The organism is Thauera sp. SDU_THAU2 (assembly GCF_038260575.1).
In the GTDB taxonomy this organism is placed as follows: Bacteria; Pseudomonadota; Gammaproteobacteria; order Burkholderiales; family Rhodocyclaceae; genus Thauera.
The window spans coordinates 4,124,713-4,140,780 of sequence record NZ_JBBWUN010000003.1 but is presented as its reverse complement, the minus strand read 5'-3'; the positions used below and the strand labels follow the sequence as shown (position 1 = coordinate 4,140,780).

Genomic DNA, 16,068 nt, shown 5'->3' with positions numbered 1-16,068 from the left:
CGGGCGCTTGCGAACTCGCCGCCGGCACGCCGGTCTGTCGACCCGTGCGCCCCGTTTCCATCGAGCCCTGCCGTGCCTCTGTTCAAGCGTATCGCCCTCGCCCTGTCCCTTATCCTGCTCCTGCCGCTGGGCATCAGCTTGGCGAACCCGCCGCGTGCCGAAGGCATGGACGCGCGCGGCTGGCGCGCGCTGCCGCGCCATTCCGCCGGCCTGGCGCCCGATCCGGCGGCCTTCGCCGACACCGCCATCGTGCAGGTGTATGCGGCCGCCACCTACGGTTGGCGCGGCTATTTTGCCGTCCATCCGTGGATCATCTTCAAGCGCAGCGGCGAGACGGCCTACACCCGCTACGAAGTGACCGGCTGGGGCCGCAGCCGTGGCCCGGTCGTCAGGCGCAACAATGCGGTAGCCGACGGGCTGTGGTTCGGCGCCGTGCCCACGGTGCTCGCCGAGCATCGCGGCGCGGGTGTGGATGAGATGATCGACCGCATCGAGGACGCGGTCGCCTCCTACCCCTACGCCGACACCTACCGCAGCTACCCCGGGCCCAACAGCAATACCTTCATCGCCCACATCGGCCGCGAGGTGCCGGCGCTGCAGCTCGACATGCCGGCCAATGCGATCGGCAAGGACTGGCGCCCGCTGGATGCTCCGGTCGGGCGCGCGGTTTCCGGCACCGGCTGGCAGGCCTCGCTGTACGGCCTGCTCGGGGTCACGGTCGGCGTCGAGGAAGGCCTGGAGTTCAATCTGCTCGGGCTCAATTTCGGCATCGACCTGAACCGCCCCGCGCTGCGCTTGCCGCTGATCGGCCGTCTGGGCTTCGGCAATGTCGTGCCGGTGGCCGAAGCGGCGCCGAATTCCGCAGAGCCGATTCCGGCAGAATCACGGCCTCATTGACACGCTCCTTGCACAGGCTGTTTCTGAGCAGCCGTGAGCTTTCACCGAAAAAACCGTCCCCTGGAAGCGGCTTCAGCCGGGCTGCGACCGGTGCGCAGCGATTCCCAAGGTCGGTTGGGCAGGCCCTGGGGCCAGGCGCCCCGGGCCAGAGCCGATGCCATGGATCGGCAGCAGGCGGCGTCTCAGGTCTCCACCAGGCCGGCCCGCACCGCGATCAGCGCGAGTTCGGCGGCGTTGCTGGCATTGAGCTTCTGCTTGATGTGGTACAGGTGGGTGCCGACGGTGCTGCTGCTCAGGTTCAGGGTGGCGGCGACCTCGTTGACGGACTGGCCGCGTGCCAGTTGCAGGAAGATGCTGAATTCCTTGCTGGTCAGCGTTTCCGCCGGGTGGCCGCCGCCGCCGAGGCGGGCCAGCGCGAGCTTGGGCGCGAGTTCGGGGTCGAGGTGGCGGCGGCCTTCGGCGACGTCGGCGATGGCGCGCAGCAGTGCGTCGGGGTGGGCGCGCTTGGACAGGTAGCCGGTGGCGCCGGCCTGCAGCGCGCGGGCCGGAATCAGGGTGTCGTCGTGGGCGGACAGCATCAGCACGCGCGCAGCCGGATGGTGGGCGAGCAGGCGTTCGAGCGCGGCTAGGCCGCCGATGCCGGGCATCGACACGTCCATCACCAGCATGTCAGGCTGGTGTTCGTTCCAGGCCTTGAGTGCCGCTTCGCCGCTGTCGGCTTCGGCGACGACGGTGGCACCCGCGCCTTCGATCAGCAGGCGAAAGCCCATGCGGACGACCGTGTGGTCATCGGCGAGCAGGATGCGCAGGGGGGAAGCCGGATCGTTGTCATCAGCGCATGGCCTCGGCCGGGAAGGAGGAGAAGGAAGGGGCTGCGGGGACGGCGGGCAGCGCGAGCGGCAGGCTGGCCTCCACCCGGCAGCCGCCGGCGGCGGGCCGTTCGAGCCGCAGCGTGCCGCCCAGGGCGCGCACCCGCTCCTGCATGCCGACCAGGCCGTAGCGTGGCCGTGCATCGGCCGGATCGGCGCACAGGCCGCGGCCGTTGTCGGTGATGCTGAGCGTGACCGCCTGCGCGTTCCAGTCCAGCACCACCGATACTGCACTGGCCTGGGCATGGCGGGCGACGTTGGTGAGGCTTTCCTGCAGCAGGCGCTGCAGCGCATGCGTCTGTTCGTTCGCCAGCACGGGTTCGGCTGCGGCGATCCGGCAGTCGAGGGCGATGTGCGGATAGAGCCGCGACCATTGCTTGCAGACCTCGTCGAGGATGGCGCCCACGGTCTTCGGCGCCTCCGGCGAAGGCTGGCGCAGGCGTTCGAGGATGATCCGCACGCCGTCCTGCATCTGGCTGGTCATCGCCAGGATGACCTGGGCGTTGCCGTGGATGCCGGGCTGGTCGGCGCTGCGCTGCTGGATTGCGCCGGCGATGGCGCGCACTGCGGTGATGCCCTGGGACAGCTCGTCGTGCAGTTCGCGGGCGATCAGGCAGCGTTCCGCTTCCAGGCGATCCTGCACCGCGCGGGCGAAATGGCGGTCGGCGGCGAGTGCGGCATTGTCGGCGAGGGTGTGGTCGAGCCGGTCGGCGAGGCGGTTGTAGCTGCGTGCGAGGCGGTCGAGCTCGGGGGCGCCGACTTCGGGCAGGCGGCGGTCGAAATGCCCCCGCGCGCCGCGGTCGAAGGCGGCGTCGACCGCGCGCAGTGGCGCCAGCGCCCGGCGCAGCCCCAGGTGGCAGCCGATGCCGGCCAGCAGCAGGCCGGCGAGCGCCCAGCCGGCGAAGCTGGCGAGCCTGTCCCAGGCGTCGAGCACCGAGCGCGAGGCATCCGGCAGCAGGCTGATCTGTACCGGGCCGGCGTCGAAATGGCGCACGCGTAGATGCGGCGTCAGGCGCTCGGCAAACCATGCGGGCGCATGGCGGCCGGCCTTGTAGGTGGTGGCGGGCGAGGTGCAGGCGTGCGCCGCCGGTGGCGGTGATCTCGAGCGCGTGGGCGCGGATGCGGCCGATCGCGGCGAGCGCGGACATCAGCCGCGCCTGGCCTTCGGCGCCGTCGCGGCGGGTTTCGTCGATCAGCACGGTCAGCCATTGTTCGGCGACGCGGCCGGCGGATTCGACTTCTTCCTGGATCGCGCCGCGCGTCTCGCGCAGCCACAGCGCGGCGCCGGTGAGTAGCGCGAGCGCGAGCAGCAGCGTCAGCATCAGGCTCAGCCGGGTGTGCAGGCTGGCGCTGCGAAGCAGAGGGGAGTGCTTGTCCATGTGCCGTGGCCTGTCTGCGCGGGGCCGGTTTCAGCGGCTCCGCAGCGCGGCCCTTTCGGCCGCCGGGTAAAGATGGATGACCGAGCGCCGGAATTCGGCCGCGGCGCCGTCGAGCGTACCGAAGCGGGCGGGCACCTCCTGTTCCAGCATTTCCGTCATGTCCAGCCCCTGTTCTGCGCCTTCGCGCAAGGTCCGTTCCAGCCACGCCAGGTAGCTGCGCGTCTGGGCGATCGGCATGGCATCGGTGGCGACCGGGCCGTGGCCGGGCACGAGCTGCTTGAACGGAACGCGTTCGAGGCGTTCGAGCGCCTGCAGCCACTGCGCGATGTCGGCGTGGGGTGTGGTGGGCGCGCGGTTCCAGAACACGATGTCGCCGGCGAACAGGGTGCCGGTGGCGACGTCCAGCACGGCAAGGTCGGCGTCGGTGTGGCCTGCCAGCACGAACAGTTCCAGCCGGCGGCGGCCGATCTCGAGCGGCCCGGCTGCCAGCGCACGTCCGGGCAGCACGGTCTCGGTGCCGCGCATCCACTCGCCGGTCAGGCGGTACATGTTCTCGAGCAGGGCCTCGCCTTCGGTCTCGAGCGCGCTGCGTGTCCCGGGCAGCGCGGCCAGCGTCGCCGGCGGGAAAGCCTGGTTGCCGAGGACGTGGTCCGGATGGTGGTGGGTGTTGATCACCAGCACCACCGGCAGCGGCGTGACGGCGGCGATCGCCCGGCGCAACTGTTCGCCGTAGCGCAGCGAGGGACCGCTGTCGATGACGATGACGCCTTCGCTGCCGACGATGAAGCCGGCATTGACGATGTTGCCGCCGTTCGCGGGCGAGAAATCCTCGGTGCTGCCGATCAGCACATACACGCCGTCGGCGATGCGCTGCGGAGCGAGGCGGTAGTCGAAGCTCGTCTGCTGGGCGGCGGCTGGCGAACTGGCCGCAGGCAGGCCGGCGAACAGCGCCAGCGCTGCGAGGGCGGTGGCGATCGCTACTCGGCTGCTGCGGCGCCGCACGGGGAGCCTGCTGCCGATCATGGCGCTACCTCGGCCACGATCGGGTTGCCGTTGTTGTCGCGCCCGCTGATGCGGAAGCCTCCGCTGCCGGTGGCGGAGGCCGGAATGTCGATGGTGAACAGCGGGTTTTCGGCAACGGGCTCGCCGGGATGGATGCGCATCAGGCGCTCGCCGTCGGCGTTGCTGATGTCGAGTCTGTCGATGTGGAACACCGGGATGCCGGCGGCGAGGCCGGTGTCCATCGGATGCACGACCTGCACACGCAGCCGCGAGCCGCCGTCGATCCGCGGCCAGATCCGGGCGCTGACTTCGTTCAGGCGCTGCTGCCATTCGGGCGAGCCGGTGCCGGCCGAGGGCACGGTGCAGCCGCCGCCGGTGGTGTTGACCCAGGTGCCGCCGATGTGCCAGCGGCCGTCGGCGGTGCGCGCCGCGGCCCGCACCGGGGTGGATTGCTGCAGCTTGAGGCGGAAGGCGAGCCCCGGATGGGCACCGGCCGGCTCGTAGCTGAGGGCGCGGACGATGGGGTTGAAGTCGGCGAACACGATCACTTCCTCGACCGCCTGCAGCTTGCGCAGGTCGATCGCCACCGGCACGTTGAGCGCGTCCTCGGCCATCGTCGGCGCACTGACGCGGACGCGCTCGTCGAACTCGACTTCGGCGCCGGGGAAGAAGGTCTGGCGCATCTCCTCCCAGCGCGGCGAGCCCAGCGGATCGCTCGTGTCCTGCGCCTGCGTGCCCTGGGCGGCCAGCATCAGGGCCAGCGCCGCGCCGGCAATCAGCCCCTTCAGTGTCATTTCGTCTCCTGCCGCCGCTGCGGCGGCCTGCGCATGCTTTCGACGAAGCTGCGGATCGACCATAGCACCGGCGCATCGATGATGCCTTCCCATGGGGGCATGTGCTCGACGCCGAGCTTGATCTTGCCGTTCAGCACCGAATACCTGAAGAAATAGTCGCTGTCCTCGATGCAGCGCTGCTTCAGCGCCGGATCCTTGGCCCGGTTGCACAGGCCGCCGATGCGGCGCAGATCGGGTGCCGGCGAGCGGGAGCCGTCGGCGTCGACGCCGTGGCAACGGGCACAGGCCTGGTTGAAGGCGCTGCGGCCGAGTTCGATCGCGGCGGCGTTGCCGCGCAGCGGATTGCTGTCGGCCCAGCCGGGCGCGATCGGCGGCAGCGTGGATGTATCGACGTTCGGCGGCTGCGGCCGTTCCGCCTGTGCGGCGGCGGGCAGGCAGCACAGCGCCGCGCATAGCGCTGCGCACAGCGTGGTGACCAGACCGGTACGCGGCTCACGGCGGAAAGAGGATAGGACGGCGTTCTGGGTCTGCATCGGGAGACTCCCTTGCAAGAGAAATCGTGCCAGCAGGTTGCGGATGGTCTGATGACGCAGTGAGGTCATAGCGTTATGTGCGTGGCGGGATAGAACAGCGTATTCAGAATCAGAAGCAGCAACCAGAAGCCGATTTCGAGGGTTTCCGTGATCGGCTGGATGCGCTTCACCGCGCCGTAGATGTGCACCATGAGCATCATGGCAAAGACCAGGAACAGCACATCGAAGGCGTAGCTGAAGCTGGTGCCTGTGGTTACGGAGCGGAGCATGGTCGCCTCCACCACCAGGATGAAGGCGCCCAGGCAACGGCCGAAGTAGATGGCCAGGTGCTCGTGCTCGGGGACGCGCCATCGCATCAGGCGTGCCCAGCGCAGTGGCGCGATGAAGATCGGGAGGGCGAAGAATACGGTGGTGCTGAGCATCAGCACCAGCAGATACTCCCGGCTGTGTTGGGCATATTGGCCGAGCATCGGGGCGTGGTTCCGTTTTTTGGTGTAGTTGTCGAAGGCGGCGTTGCCGGTTTTACCAGTCGGTCGTCGGGCAGCCCTGGCAATTGGTGAATGAGGACTCTGGGAAGATCGTGAAGCGTGTCGTGCAGTGATCGATGACGGCATCGTCGAGCCTGACCGAAACGAACTTCGCTTCTTGCAGATTGCAGCTCACCAGCTTCGTGCCGATCAGCCAGGCATGGTTGAGCCGGGCGAATTCGAGGCTGGCGCCGGTGAAGTCGGCGCCGGAAAAGTCGGAGCGCATCAGCCGCCCTGCTTCCAGGTCGGTACCGATCATGCGGGTGTTGCGGAAATTGGTGCTGGCGGCGTTGACCTTGTTCATGCGGGCGGCCGTCAGGTCGGCGCCTTCCAGATTGGCGGCGGAAAGATTGGCGGCGCGCAGGTCGGCGCGCGTCAGATTGGCGCCGCGCAGGTCGGCACCGGCGAGGTTCTGGCCGACGAGGTCGGCGTGGCGCAGGTCGGCGCCGGGGCAGCGGGTGTAGGGCCAGATCGGGCAGCCATTGATGATCAGCGGCCATTCCTCTTCGGCGCTGTCGCCGGTGTGGGTTTCGCCGAAGCTTTCTTCCGCCCAGGCGGCGGATGTGCCCAGGCCGCCCAGAACCAGACAGCTTGCGGCCAGCAGGCCGGGCCAGCGCCGGCGGGAAGGCTGTGCAGCGGCATTGGAGTTGGGGGTGTGAATCACGGGCGTGCTCCTTCCAGGGAGGCCGGGCGGGGCGTGTCCGCCCGGGTATGGCGATGAACCCGGCGCCGGCCGCGGAGGCCGGACCCCGCGCCGAAGGGCGGGGTTGCCGGGTTCATCGGGCAGGATCAGCGGCTGGCTTTCGGCAGCTTGAACACCCACATCGAGCCGCCCTGGGTGACCTGCTTGGTCAGCTCGGCCATGTCGCCACCCCACAGCGGCACCGCGCCGCCGTAGCCGGACTGGATGGCGACGTACTGTTCGCCGTCCATTTCCCAGGTCACAGGCACCGAGACCACGCCCGAGCCGGTCTGGAACTTCCACAGTTCCTTGCCGTTCTTGGCGTCGAAGGCCTTCACGTAGCCGTCCGAGGTGCCGGTGAAGATCAGGCCGCCGGCGGTGGTCAGGGTGCCGGCCCACAGCGGGAACTCTTCCTTGTGCTCCCAGGCGATCTTGCCGCTGACCGGGTCGATCGCACGCAGGATGCCGATGTGGTCGTCGAACAGCCGCTTGATGCGGAACCCCTGGCCCAGGTAGGCGGAGCCGGCCTTGTAGGTGATGTTCTCGGTCCAGTAGTCCATCGCCCAGTGGTTGGCCGGGATGTAGAACAGGCCGGTGTCCGGGCTGTACGACATCGGATGCCAGTTGGTGCCGCCGAGGAAGGGCGGCGAGACGAAGATCGATTCGCCCTTGTCGGCGCCTTCCTTCGGCTGCGGCGGACGGTTGTCCTTCTCGATCGGGCGGCCGGTGGCGAGATCGAAGCCCGAGGCCCAGGTGATGCCATCGACGAAGGGCCAGGCGTTGATCAGCGAGGTCGGCTTGTTGGGGTAGCCGGCGCCCTGGGCGAGCTTGTCGCGGTCGGTGACGAAGAAGAAGCCGTTGCGGTCGGCGTGGGCCGAGGCATTGACCATCTTGCCGGTCTTCGGATCCTTGTACTCGAACAGCACGATGGAGTTGTTGCCGGAGAAGTCCCAGGCGTCGTTCGGCGTGTGCTGGTAGAAGCCCTTCAGTTCACCGGTGCTGGCATCGACGTAGGCCTGGCCGGAGGTGAACAGGCTGTCCCAGTTGCGCGGGTCGTCGCCCGGCGCGGTGCGCTTCCAGGTGTTCCACGGCGCGGGGTTGCCGGCGCCGATGACGACCATGTTGTTGTCGATGTCGAAGCTGGCGGTCTGCCACGGGGCACCGCCGCCCTGGCTCCAGGCTTCGACCTTGCCGGTGGGCGAGTTGGGATCGTCCGGCCAGCTCGGTGCCTTGGGATCGCCGGTGGGGGTGCTGTCCTTGCCGTTCAGGCGGCCCATGTGGCCTTCGACCATCGGACGGGCCCACACTTCCTCACCGGTGTCCGGGTCGCGCGCGAACAGCCAGCCGACCACGCCGAATTCGTCGCCGGATGAGCCGTGCACCAGCAGCGTGCGGCCGGACTTCTGGTCCTTGATGACGAAGGGGGCGCCGGTCATGGTGTAGCCCACCTTGTGGTCGCCGAACTTCTTCCGCCACACGACCTTGCCGGTCTTGCGGTCGAGCGCGACCATGGCCGCATCCAGAGTGCCGAAGAAGACCTTGTCGCCGTAGATGGCGGCGCCGCGGTTGACCACGTCGCAGCAGGGGCGGATGTCGTCCGGCAGACGGGCATTGTATTCCCACAGGCGCTTGCCGCTGCGGGCGTCGATCGCGAAGATGCGGGAATACGAGGCGGTGGCATAGATCACGCCATCGTGCACCAGAACCTGTGCTTCCTGGCCGCGCTGTTTTTCACCGCCGAAGGAGAAGCTCCAGGCCGGCACCAGGTTGGCGACGTTGTCGGTGTTGACCGCCTTGAGCGGGCTGTGGCGCTGCGCCTTCAGGCCCAGGCCGTAGGACAGCACGTCGCCGGTGGTCTTGTGATCGTTGAGGATGTCTTCCCAGGTGACGTCGGTGACTGCTGCGACCGGCAGCGACAACGCCGCCGCGGTGGCGACGACGATGGCGCGCAGCGCGAAGGGCTTTACATGCGACTTTTTCATTTTTGCTCCTTGCCTCCTGATCCTGTCTTGTAGGTATGTCGTGTGGCTTTCCGCCGCGCGGGGGGCCGACGGGCCGGATGTCCGGTGAGCTACGTTTGGCAAAGAGCGTGCCAGCCGCGGCCGGGAGGGTGAATCCCGCCGCTGGTGCCCTGTGGCGGCCTGGCGGGCATTGTGGCCAGGGGGGAGGTGTAACGATTTGGAACAGTCGCTCCCTTCCTGAACAGTCCGGACGGGCAGTTCCGGATGGGCATGTCGTGCGACAGTAGGGATGACGCCGGCGCCGTGCAGCGGCCGGCGGGATGCGCTCAGCCGGCGGTTTCCAGCAGTTCGTCGGGGATGTCGGCCGGGCGCAGTTCGGTGCTGTCGTCTCCCAGCAGGGCGAGCATCAGGCGCAGGCGGCTGGCGAGTTCGCTGATGTTGCCGGGCCACGAATAGTGCCGCAGGCGCTCGATCGCCTCGGGGAGAACGCGGATCGGGCGCCCGGGGCAGGCTTCGCGGACGAAGCGATGTACCAGATAGGCGAAATCGGCGCGCTCGCGTAGCGCCGGCAGCGTCACGATGCGCGCCCCGTGTCTTGCCAGCGTCGCCTGATCGAGGCCGCGCCCTTCCGCTCCATGGGCAAGCGGATGCCGGCTGGCGGCAACGATGCGGCGGCTTGAGTCCGCCGCCTCGAACAGCCGGGAGAGGGCGGCGGCCGGGAGAAGGTCGACATCGGTCAGGTAGAGCAGGCCGTTCTCCGCCTGTTGCAGGGCGTCTTCGAGTTCGTCGAGGCCCGCTTGCGCACGGGCGGCAAGGCTGCGGCCGTCGAGTTCGAGCGGCGGCACGTCGATGCCGTGGTCGCGGCAGTGCTGGTACAGCAGGTGGCGTTTGCCGGTGCCGGTTTCGCCGCACAGCAGCAGCGGGCCTGCGCAGCGGTTGCGGTGCCATTCGGCGACCAGCGCGCCGGCATGGGCGAGGCGCGGGTCGCTGTCGGGTGCGGGCGGCGCCTCGGTACTGCTGGGAGCCTCGCCGTCTTTCGCCTGCCGGCGGCCGCGCGGCGCCTGGGGCAGCAACAGCTCGGCCCGGGCGATGCAGGTCTGCCCGTGCAGCGTACGCAGCGGAAACGGCGTCAGCGGCCCGAACGCCGCCCAGGCCACCAGATGCCGCCACTGCGTGGTGAAGCATTCGGTGTAGCTGCCCTGCGGGAATTCGCCGTGCAGCTGCAGCAGTGCGCGGGCGGCGCGGTTGCTGGCCAGCAGGCGGCCTGCCTCGTCGAACAGCGCCAGCCCTTCCAGCGGGCTGCCGAGCAGGTCGGGCCGGGTATGAAAGTGCAGCGACAGAAAGCCTTCGCCGAGGTTTTCGATCAGGCGGTGCTCGATGCATTCGGCGGTGGTGCGCAGCAGTGCGTCGGCGTGCGACAGGTTGGCGCGGGCGTCGGTGGAGATGTCGAGAATGCCGGCGACGCCGCCGGTGGGCGAGAAGATCGGCGTGGCGACACAGGTCAGGAAGCGGTTGCGCGCCAGATAGTGCTGGTTGCCTTCGATGGCGACGGCCTTGCGCGTGGTGAGTGCGGTGCCGATCGCGTTCGTGCCCATCGCCGCCTCGCTCCATTCGGCGCCAGGGGAGAGTGCGACCCGGGTGGCGCGATCGAGGAAGCCGGTGTCGCCGATGGCGCTCAGGATCAGTCCGTCGCAGTCGGTCAGCAGCAGCGTCGAGCTCGGGCAGTCGATCTGGCGGAACAGGTTCTCGATGACCGGGCGGGAGAAGGTCAGCAGGCGGGCATTGGCTTCCAGGCGGTCGCGCAGGTCGGCAGGGGAAACGAGGGCGTCCGACAGGGCGTCGTCCGGGCGCAGGCCGAACTCCCTGCTGCGCGCCCACGAGGCGTGCAGGTCGAGCGGCGCGAGCGTGGCCGGGTTCGGCGAGGAAGAGCGTGCGGGGTCCATGTCCTTTTCCATGCAGGAAGTATGCCTTCCGCGTGCATGGCTTGGAACGTGGCGCGAGCGGAAGTGCATCGTATTGGAACAGGTGTGCGGCAATGGAACACCCGGCGAGGCTGGCTTCGAGCGGCTTCGGATCGGCTGCTCAGCCTGGGCTGTTGCCAGTTGTCTGAATGATAAGAAGAAATCGAGAATTCTATGCGGGCTTGCGGTTCTGGCACGCTGCCTGCAGAGGAGACGTGTAACGCACATGGCGTGCGTAACCACAAGAAAGGAGACATCGAGATGATCTACGCAATGCCCGGCCAATCCGGGGCCCCGGTGCAGCACAAGGCGAAGTACGACAACTTCATCGGCGGCAAATGGGTTTCGCCGGTCAAGGGGCAGTACTTCGACGTGGTGACGCCGATCAGCGGCCAGGTCTATACGCAGGCGGCGCGCTCGACGGCCGAGGACATCGAGCTGGCGCTGGACGCGGCGCATGCGGCGTTTCCGGCCTGGAGCAAGACGCCGGCGGCCGATCGGGCCAACATCCTGCTCAGGATCGCCGACCGCATCGAACAGAACCTGGAGCGGCTGGCCTACGCCGAGACGGTGGACAACGGCAAGGCGATCCGCGAGACGCTCAACGCCGACATCCCGCTCACGGTCGATCACTTCCGCTACTTCGCCGGCTGCCTGCGCGCGCAGGAAGGCAGCATCAGCGAGATCGACGAGAACACCGTGGCCTACCACCTGCACGAACCGCTGGGCGTGGTCGGGCAGATCATCCCGTGGAACTTCCCGATCCTGATGGCGGCGTGGAAGCTCGCGCCGGCGCTGGGTGCGGGCAACTGCGTGGTCCTGAAGCCGGCCGAATCGACGCCGGTGTCGATCCTGGTGCTGGTCGAGCTGATCGCCGACCTGCTGCCGCCGGGCGTGCTCAACATCGTCAATGGCTTCGGTCGCGAAGCGGGCATGCCGCTGGCCACCAGCAAGCGCATCGCCAAGATCGCCTTCACCGGCTCGACCTCGACGGGGCGGGTGATTGCCCAGGCCGCGGCCAACAACCTGATCCCGGCCACGCTGGAGCTGGGCGGCAAGTCGCCCAACATCTTCTTCGCCGACGTCATGGACCGCGACGACGCCTTCCTGGACAAGGCGATCGAAGGCATGGTGCTGTTCGCCTTCAACCAGGGCGAAGTGTGCACCTGCCCGAGCCGGGCGCTGATCCAGGAATCGATCTACGACAAGTTCATCGAGCGGGTGCTCGCGCGCGTGGCGGCGATCAAGCACGGCCACCCGCTCGACACCGAGTCGATGATGGGGGCGCAGGCCTCGCGCGAGCAGATGAGCAAGATCCAGTCGTACCTGGCGCTGGGCAAGGAAGAAGGGGCCGAGGTGCTGATCGGCGGCGACAAGGCAGCGCTGGGCGGTGAGCTGAGCGAGGGCTATTACATCCAGCCGACGCTGTTCAAGGGCCACAACAAGATGCGCATCTTCCAGGAAGAGATTTTCGGCCCGGTGCTGGCGGTGACCACCTTCAAGGACGAAGCCGAAGCGCTGGCGATTGCCAACGACACGCTGTACGGGCTGGGTGCCGGGGTGTGGAGCCGCAACGGCAACGTGGCCTACCGGATGGGCCGGGCGATCCAGGCCGGGCGGGTGTGGACGAACTGCTACCACGCCTATCCGGCGCACGCGGCCTTCGGCGGCTACAAGGAATCGGGCATCGGGCGCGAGACCCACAAGATGATGCTCGACCACTACCAGCAGACCAAGAACCTGCTCGTCAGCTACAGCGAGAACAAGCTCGGGTTCTTCTGATGGATCGGGCCTCGCGCCGCTGCAGGGCGGCGTGGGTGCCAGCGTTCTCCCCCATCTCACGAAAGTGAGTCTTCAGGCGGCCTACGGGCCGTCTTTTTTGCCTGGAAACAAGGCCCCCGATGATGCCGAACGATGCGGACAAGATCGACGGCGAAAATCCGGAAGCGGCCAGCGACCGGATGCTGGCCGGTGCGCTGGACTGGGTGCGGCGCTGCGGGCGACGGAAAGCGTCTGCTCCGCTTTGGAGCAGGTGCGTCATCATGGGACAGTGTCGGCTCCGTGCTCCGTGCCGGTGCACCGAAGCCCGGGTTCAGCGGTGGCCCTTACTGCGGCGGCCCGGCAGCATCCTCGGCAGCACCGGTGCGCCCTGCAGCCAGTGCAGGATGACGGCGCCGATATGCATCGCGATCAGCGCCAGCAGCGTCCACGCGAACAGGCCGTGGGCAGCGCCGAACAACTCGTTCAGGGCCTCGTCCGGCCAGCCCGGTTTCGGGATGACGTAGCCGAAGAAGCGCATCGGATACTTGGTGAAGCTGGCCGACAGATAGCCGCTCAGCGGCGTCAGCGCCAGCAGCAGATAGACGGCGCGGTGGCCGTAGCGTGCAAGGCGTTGCTGCATCGCGCCCAGGCGCTCGTCCGCTGGCGGCGGGTGCAGCCGGCGCCAGGCCAGGCGCAACAGCAGCAACAGGAAAGCGGTGATGCCGAGCGACTTGTGCAGGGCGATCGTGGAACTGCGTTCGGGCCCGCTGGGCAGGCCGTCGATGGACAGGCCGATGAAGATCAGGACTGCGATCAGGATCGCGTGGACCCAGTGCAGCGCGATCGCGCCCGGGTCGTAGCGTGCTGGGGGCATGGGTCGTCTCCTTGTGAAAACGCCCCCTGCCGCGAATCGGGCGGCAGGGGGCGCCGGGGGCGAACAGGGCATGTCCGGGCGGCGAGGCCCGGTCATTACTCTGCGACCGTTTCCAGCCAGGCGCGGATCGCCCACATGGCTTCCTGGGACAGGATACCTTCGAACGGGGGCATGTAGACCCGGCCGTCGCGGGTGGCGCCGTTGCGAATGCGCTGCATGAAGATTTCGTCGCCCTCGGCGTCCGTCGGCAGGGAGCGCAGATCGGGCGCGATACCGCCCGATACGGCGCCGAGGCCGTGACAGCGGGCGCAGTTCTGGTTGAAGGCCGAGTCGCCGATGCGGATGGCGTCCTTGTCCCCGCTGTAGGGGTTGCGTTCCAGCCAGGTTTCGCCGAGGGGTTTCAGGGCGGAAACATCGACGGCGTGGGGAACGACGTCGCCGTGCGCGCAGGCCAGCGACGTGCTGCCGGCGAGCAGCAGCGCGAGCGCGGCCTTGCGAAGGGGTTGGAATCTCGTCTCCTCGTTGTATTTGCTTTTCACTTTTCGCTTCCTCATGGCTGATGTCGGGTGTGTCGCTTTCGATGCACCGGCGGATCCGGTTGAGGGGAACTCTGCAAGCGGTGTGCCATGGCGACTTGCGCCATTGCGTGGCAAGGAACTTGCTCTCGCACAGACCATGGCCTCGGCGGCGGTTGCTGCAATTCGAGGCAGGTGCTAAGTTTTGGGACAGCCCGCATCACAAAAACACGATCGAGCGGGGAGATGAGGAGGAGACAGGCGATGGGCCAGCTTTTGCCCGCCGACGGGCGCGAGTTGCGCGTGACCGAGGCGCGACGGCAGTTTTTCGAGGAAGGGGCTTGCCCGGATGGCGAACTGCCGAACGAGGTGCTGCGTTCGTGGCTGCGTTGCCGCGATGCCGGCGTCGACTATCTGGCCAGTGGCCGCGGCGATCCCGAAGGCCGCAGCGAACTTGCCGAAGCCCGCGAGCGCAGCGAACTGCTGCTGAACAACGCCAGCGGCGTCATGGAACATGTGTACGAGCAGATCCGCGCCTCGGGCAGCATGGTCATCCTGGCCGACGACCGCGGCGTGATCCTGCACAGCCTCGGCGATCCGGAGTTCGTCGGCCGCGCGCAGCGCATCGCGCTGCAGCCCGGGGCCTCATGGAGCGAAGGCACGCGCGGCACCAACGCGGTCGGCACCACGCTGATCGAGGCGGCGCCGGTCGAAGTCATCGGCGCGGAGCATTTCCTCGACCGCAACGGTTTTCTGGCCTGCAGCGCTGCCCCGGTGTTCAATCCGGAAGGCAGGATCGCAGGCGTGCTGGACATCTCCGGCGACAGCCGCAACACCCAGCGCCACACGCTCGGCCTCGTCAGGCTTGCCGCGCAGATGCTGGAAAAGCGCCTGTTCGAGATCCAGTACGCACGCGAGATCCTGGTGGCGATCCACAGCCGGCCGGAATGCATCGGTGGCCTGCAGGAAGGGCTGCTGGCGGTGACCCAGGACGGGCGCGTGGTCGGCGCCAACGGCATTGCCCGGGCGCTGCTGCGGCAGTTGCCCGTCTGTCCCGAAGGCGTCGGCTTTTCCAATGTGTTCCGGGTGTCGTTCGGTGTCTTCATGGACCGCTGCGCGCGCGATCCGCATGCGCTCCAGGCGCTGGAGCCGCGCACGGGCGAGCGCCTGTTTTCACGCCTGCGCGCGGCGGGGCCGCTGCTCGGCATGTCCCGCGCCGGCACGCGCACCGACGAGGCGGAGGTTGCCGCGCGCACCCAGCCTGCGCGCAGCGCCAAACCCTGTGACCGGCGCACGGGCGAGATCACGCTGGACTGCCTGGCGACCGGCGATCCGCGGCTGCAGCTTGCGCTCGACCGCGCCGCACGGATCAACGGCAAGGACATCCCGCTGCTGGTCCAGGGCGAGTCGGGCGTAGGCAAGGAGCTTTTCGCCCGAGCCTTCCACTTTTCCGGCCCGCGTGCCGACGGGCCTTTCGTCGCGCTCAACTGCGCCGCGATTCCCGAAACCCTGATCGAATCCGAACTGTTCGGCTACGTCGGCGGCGCCTTCACCGGTGCCCGGCGCGAAGGCGCGATCGGCAAGATCCAGCAGGCCCATGGCGGCACCCTGTTCCTCGACGAGATCGGTGACATGCCGCTGGGCATGCAGGCGCGGCTGCTGCGCGTGCTGCAGGAGCGCTGCGTGACGCCGATCGGCGGCCAGCGCCAGATTCCGGTCGATATCTCGCTGGTCTGCGCCACCCATCGCATGCTGCGCGATGCGGTCAAGGCGGGCAGCTTCCGCGAGGATCTGTATTACCGGGTCAACGGCCTGACCATCACCGTGCCGCCGTTGCGCGAGCGCTCCGACATCCGCTCCATCGTCGCCAAGATCCTCGAAACCGAGCTGGCCGATTCACCGCGGGCCGGCAGGGTGAGCATCAGCGAGCAGGTGCTGGAGTTCATCGAACGCTACCCTTGGCCGGGCAACGTCCGCCAGCTGCAGAACGTGATCCGGGTGGCGGCCGCGCTGCTCGACGACGACGAAACCGAGATCCTGCCGGTCCACCTGCCCGAGGAACTGTTCGGCGCCGATCCGATGGACGACGCCGAAAGCGGCCGCCCGCAGGCGATCGCTGCTCCGCAGCCCGCGGCCGAAGCGCCTGCCGCGCCGTCCGCGCAGGCGCGCAGCCTGGGCGAGATCGAGCTGGAGGTGATTGCCGCGGTGATGCGCGAAGTCAGCGGCAACGTCTCGGCCGCCGCGCGCCGGCTCGGCATCAGCCGCAACACGCTCTACCGCAAGATCGGCCGCATGCATTGAAGTCGACGCAGC

General features: G+C 68.3%; 15 protein-coding genes. 4 read left to right on the top strand and 11 right to left on the bottom strand.

Annotated features, from left to right (window positions below; genetic code table 11):
* Positions 1-72: 72 nt before the first annotated feature.
* The gene (locus AAFL97_RS21065; RefSeq protein ID WP_341646596.1) at positions 73-897 is read left to right on the top strand and encodes a DUF3750 domain-containing protein; all 825 of its coding nucleotides are present in this window, start codon (positions 73-75) and stop codon (positions 895-897) included.
* Between the two features lie 182 nt (positions 898-1,079).
* On the opposite strand, the gene AAFL97_RS21060 is transcribed toward AAFL97_RS21065, so the two are convergent.
* Entirely contained in the window at positions 1,080-1,706 is a 627-nt protein-coding gene (locus tag AAFL97_RS21060) for a response regulator transcription factor (RefSeq protein WP_341647213.1), read from the bottom strand.
* Positions 1,707-1,728: 22 nt separating this feature from the next.
* Positions 1,729-2,760 (bottom strand): HAMP domain-containing sensor histidine kinase, encoded by a 1,032-nt coding sequence (locus AAFL97_RS21055; protein ID WP_341646595.1) that lies wholly within the window; start codon positions 2,758-2,760, stop codon positions 1,729-1,731.
* A 61-nt stretch (positions 2,761-2,821) separates the two neighbouring features.
* Between AAFL97_RS21055 and AAFL97_RS21050 the strand changes: the two genes are divergently transcribed.
* Complete coding sequence (locus AAFL97_RS21050; protein WP_341646594.1) at positions 2,822-3,061, top strand: hypothetical protein; 240 nt, start codon at positions 2,822-2,824, stop codon at positions 3,059-3,061.
* A gap of 114 nt (positions 3,062-3,175) precedes the next feature.
* Here the strand turns inward: AAFL97_RS21050 and AAFL97_RS21045 are convergent, their stop codons facing one another.
* The 7 genes from AAFL97_RS21045 to AAFL97_RS21015 all read right to left on the bottom strand — a co-directional run bounded on the left by AAFL97_RS21045 (position 3,176) and on the right by AAFL97_RS21015 (position 10,587).
* A complete protein-coding gene (locus tag AAFL97_RS21045; RefSeq protein ID WP_341646593.1) occupies positions 3,176-4,168 on the bottom strand; it encodes a quinoprotein relay system zinc metallohydrolase 1 in 993 nt (330 codons plus the stop codon).
* The gene (locus AAFL97_RS21040; protein WP_341646592.1) at positions 4,165-4,941 is read right to left on the bottom strand and encodes a quinoprotein dehydrogenase-associated SoxYZ-like carrier; all 777 of its coding nucleotides are present in this window, start codon (positions 4,939-4,941) and stop codon (positions 4,165-4,167) included. The genes AAFL97_RS21045 and AAFL97_RS21040 overlap by 4 nt, the downstream gene beginning before the upstream one ends.
* A complete protein-coding gene (locus AAFL97_RS21035) occupies positions 4,938-5,474 on the bottom strand; it encodes a c-type cytochrome (RefSeq protein WP_341646591.1) in 537 nt (178 codons plus the stop codon). The genes AAFL97_RS21040 and AAFL97_RS21035 overlap by 4 nt, the downstream gene beginning before the upstream one ends.
* Before the next feature lie 65 nt (positions 5,475-5,539).
* Positions 5,540-5,944, bottom strand: coding sequence for a hypothetical protein (locus AAFL97_RS21030; protein ID WP_341646590.1), 405 nt, complete (start codon positions 5,942-5,944; stop codon positions 5,540-5,542).
* 52 nt (positions 5,945-5,996) lie between these two features.
* Positions 5,997-6,665, bottom strand: coding sequence for a pentapeptide repeat-containing protein (locus tag AAFL97_RS21025; RefSeq protein WP_341646589.1), 669 nt, complete (start codon positions 6,663-6,665; stop codon positions 5,997-5,999).
* 125 nt (positions 6,666-6,790) lie between these two features.
* On the bottom strand, positions 6,791-8,665 hold the full coding sequence (locus AAFL97_RS21020; RefSeq protein WP_341646588.1) for a methanol/ethanol family PQQ-dependent dehydrogenase: 1,875 nt from the start codon (positions 8,663-8,665) through the stop codon (positions 6,791-6,793).
* 305 nt (positions 8,666-8,970) lie between these two features.
* Positions 8,971-10,587 carry a sigma-54-dependent Fis family transcriptional regulator gene (locus AAFL97_RS21015; RefSeq protein ID WP_341646587.1) on the bottom strand — a complete coding sequence of 539 codons (1,617 nt, stop codon included), beginning with the start codon at positions 10,585-10,587 and terminating at the stop codon, positions 8,971-8,973.
* 279 nt (positions 10,588-10,866) lie between these two features.
* On the opposite strand from AAFL97_RS21015, the gene adh reads away from it, so the two are divergent.
* On the top strand, positions 10,867-12,387 hold the full coding sequence (gene adh / locus AAFL97_RS21010; RefSeq protein WP_341646586.1) for an aldehyde dehydrogenase: 1,521 nt from the start codon (positions 10,867-10,869) through the stop codon (positions 12,385-12,387).
* Between the two features lie 310 nt (positions 12,388-12,697).
* On the opposite strand, the gene AAFL97_RS21005 is transcribed toward adh, so the two are convergent.
* Positions 12,698-13,240 carry a cytochrome b gene (locus AAFL97_RS21005; protein WP_341646585.1) on the bottom strand — a complete coding sequence of 181 codons (543 nt, stop codon included), beginning with the start codon at positions 13,238-13,240 and terminating at the stop codon, positions 12,698-12,700.
* 95 nt (positions 13,241-13,335) lie between these two features.
* Positions 13,336-13,794, bottom strand: a complete 459-nt coding sequence (gene pedF / locus AAFL97_RS21000; RefSeq protein ID WP_268740052.1) for a cytochrome c-550 PedF — start codon at positions 13,792-13,794, stop codon at positions 13,336-13,338.
* 225 nt (positions 13,795-14,019) lie between these two features.
* Here pedF and AAFL97_RS20995 point away from each other — a divergent pair, with 225 nt between their 5' ends.
* Complete coding sequence (locus tag AAFL97_RS20995; protein ID WP_341646584.1) at positions 14,020-16,056, top strand: sigma-54-dependent Fis family transcriptional regulator; 2,037 nt, start codon at positions 14,020-14,022, stop codon at positions 16,054-16,056.
* The last annotated feature ends 12 nt before the right edge of the window (positions 16,057-16,068 follow it).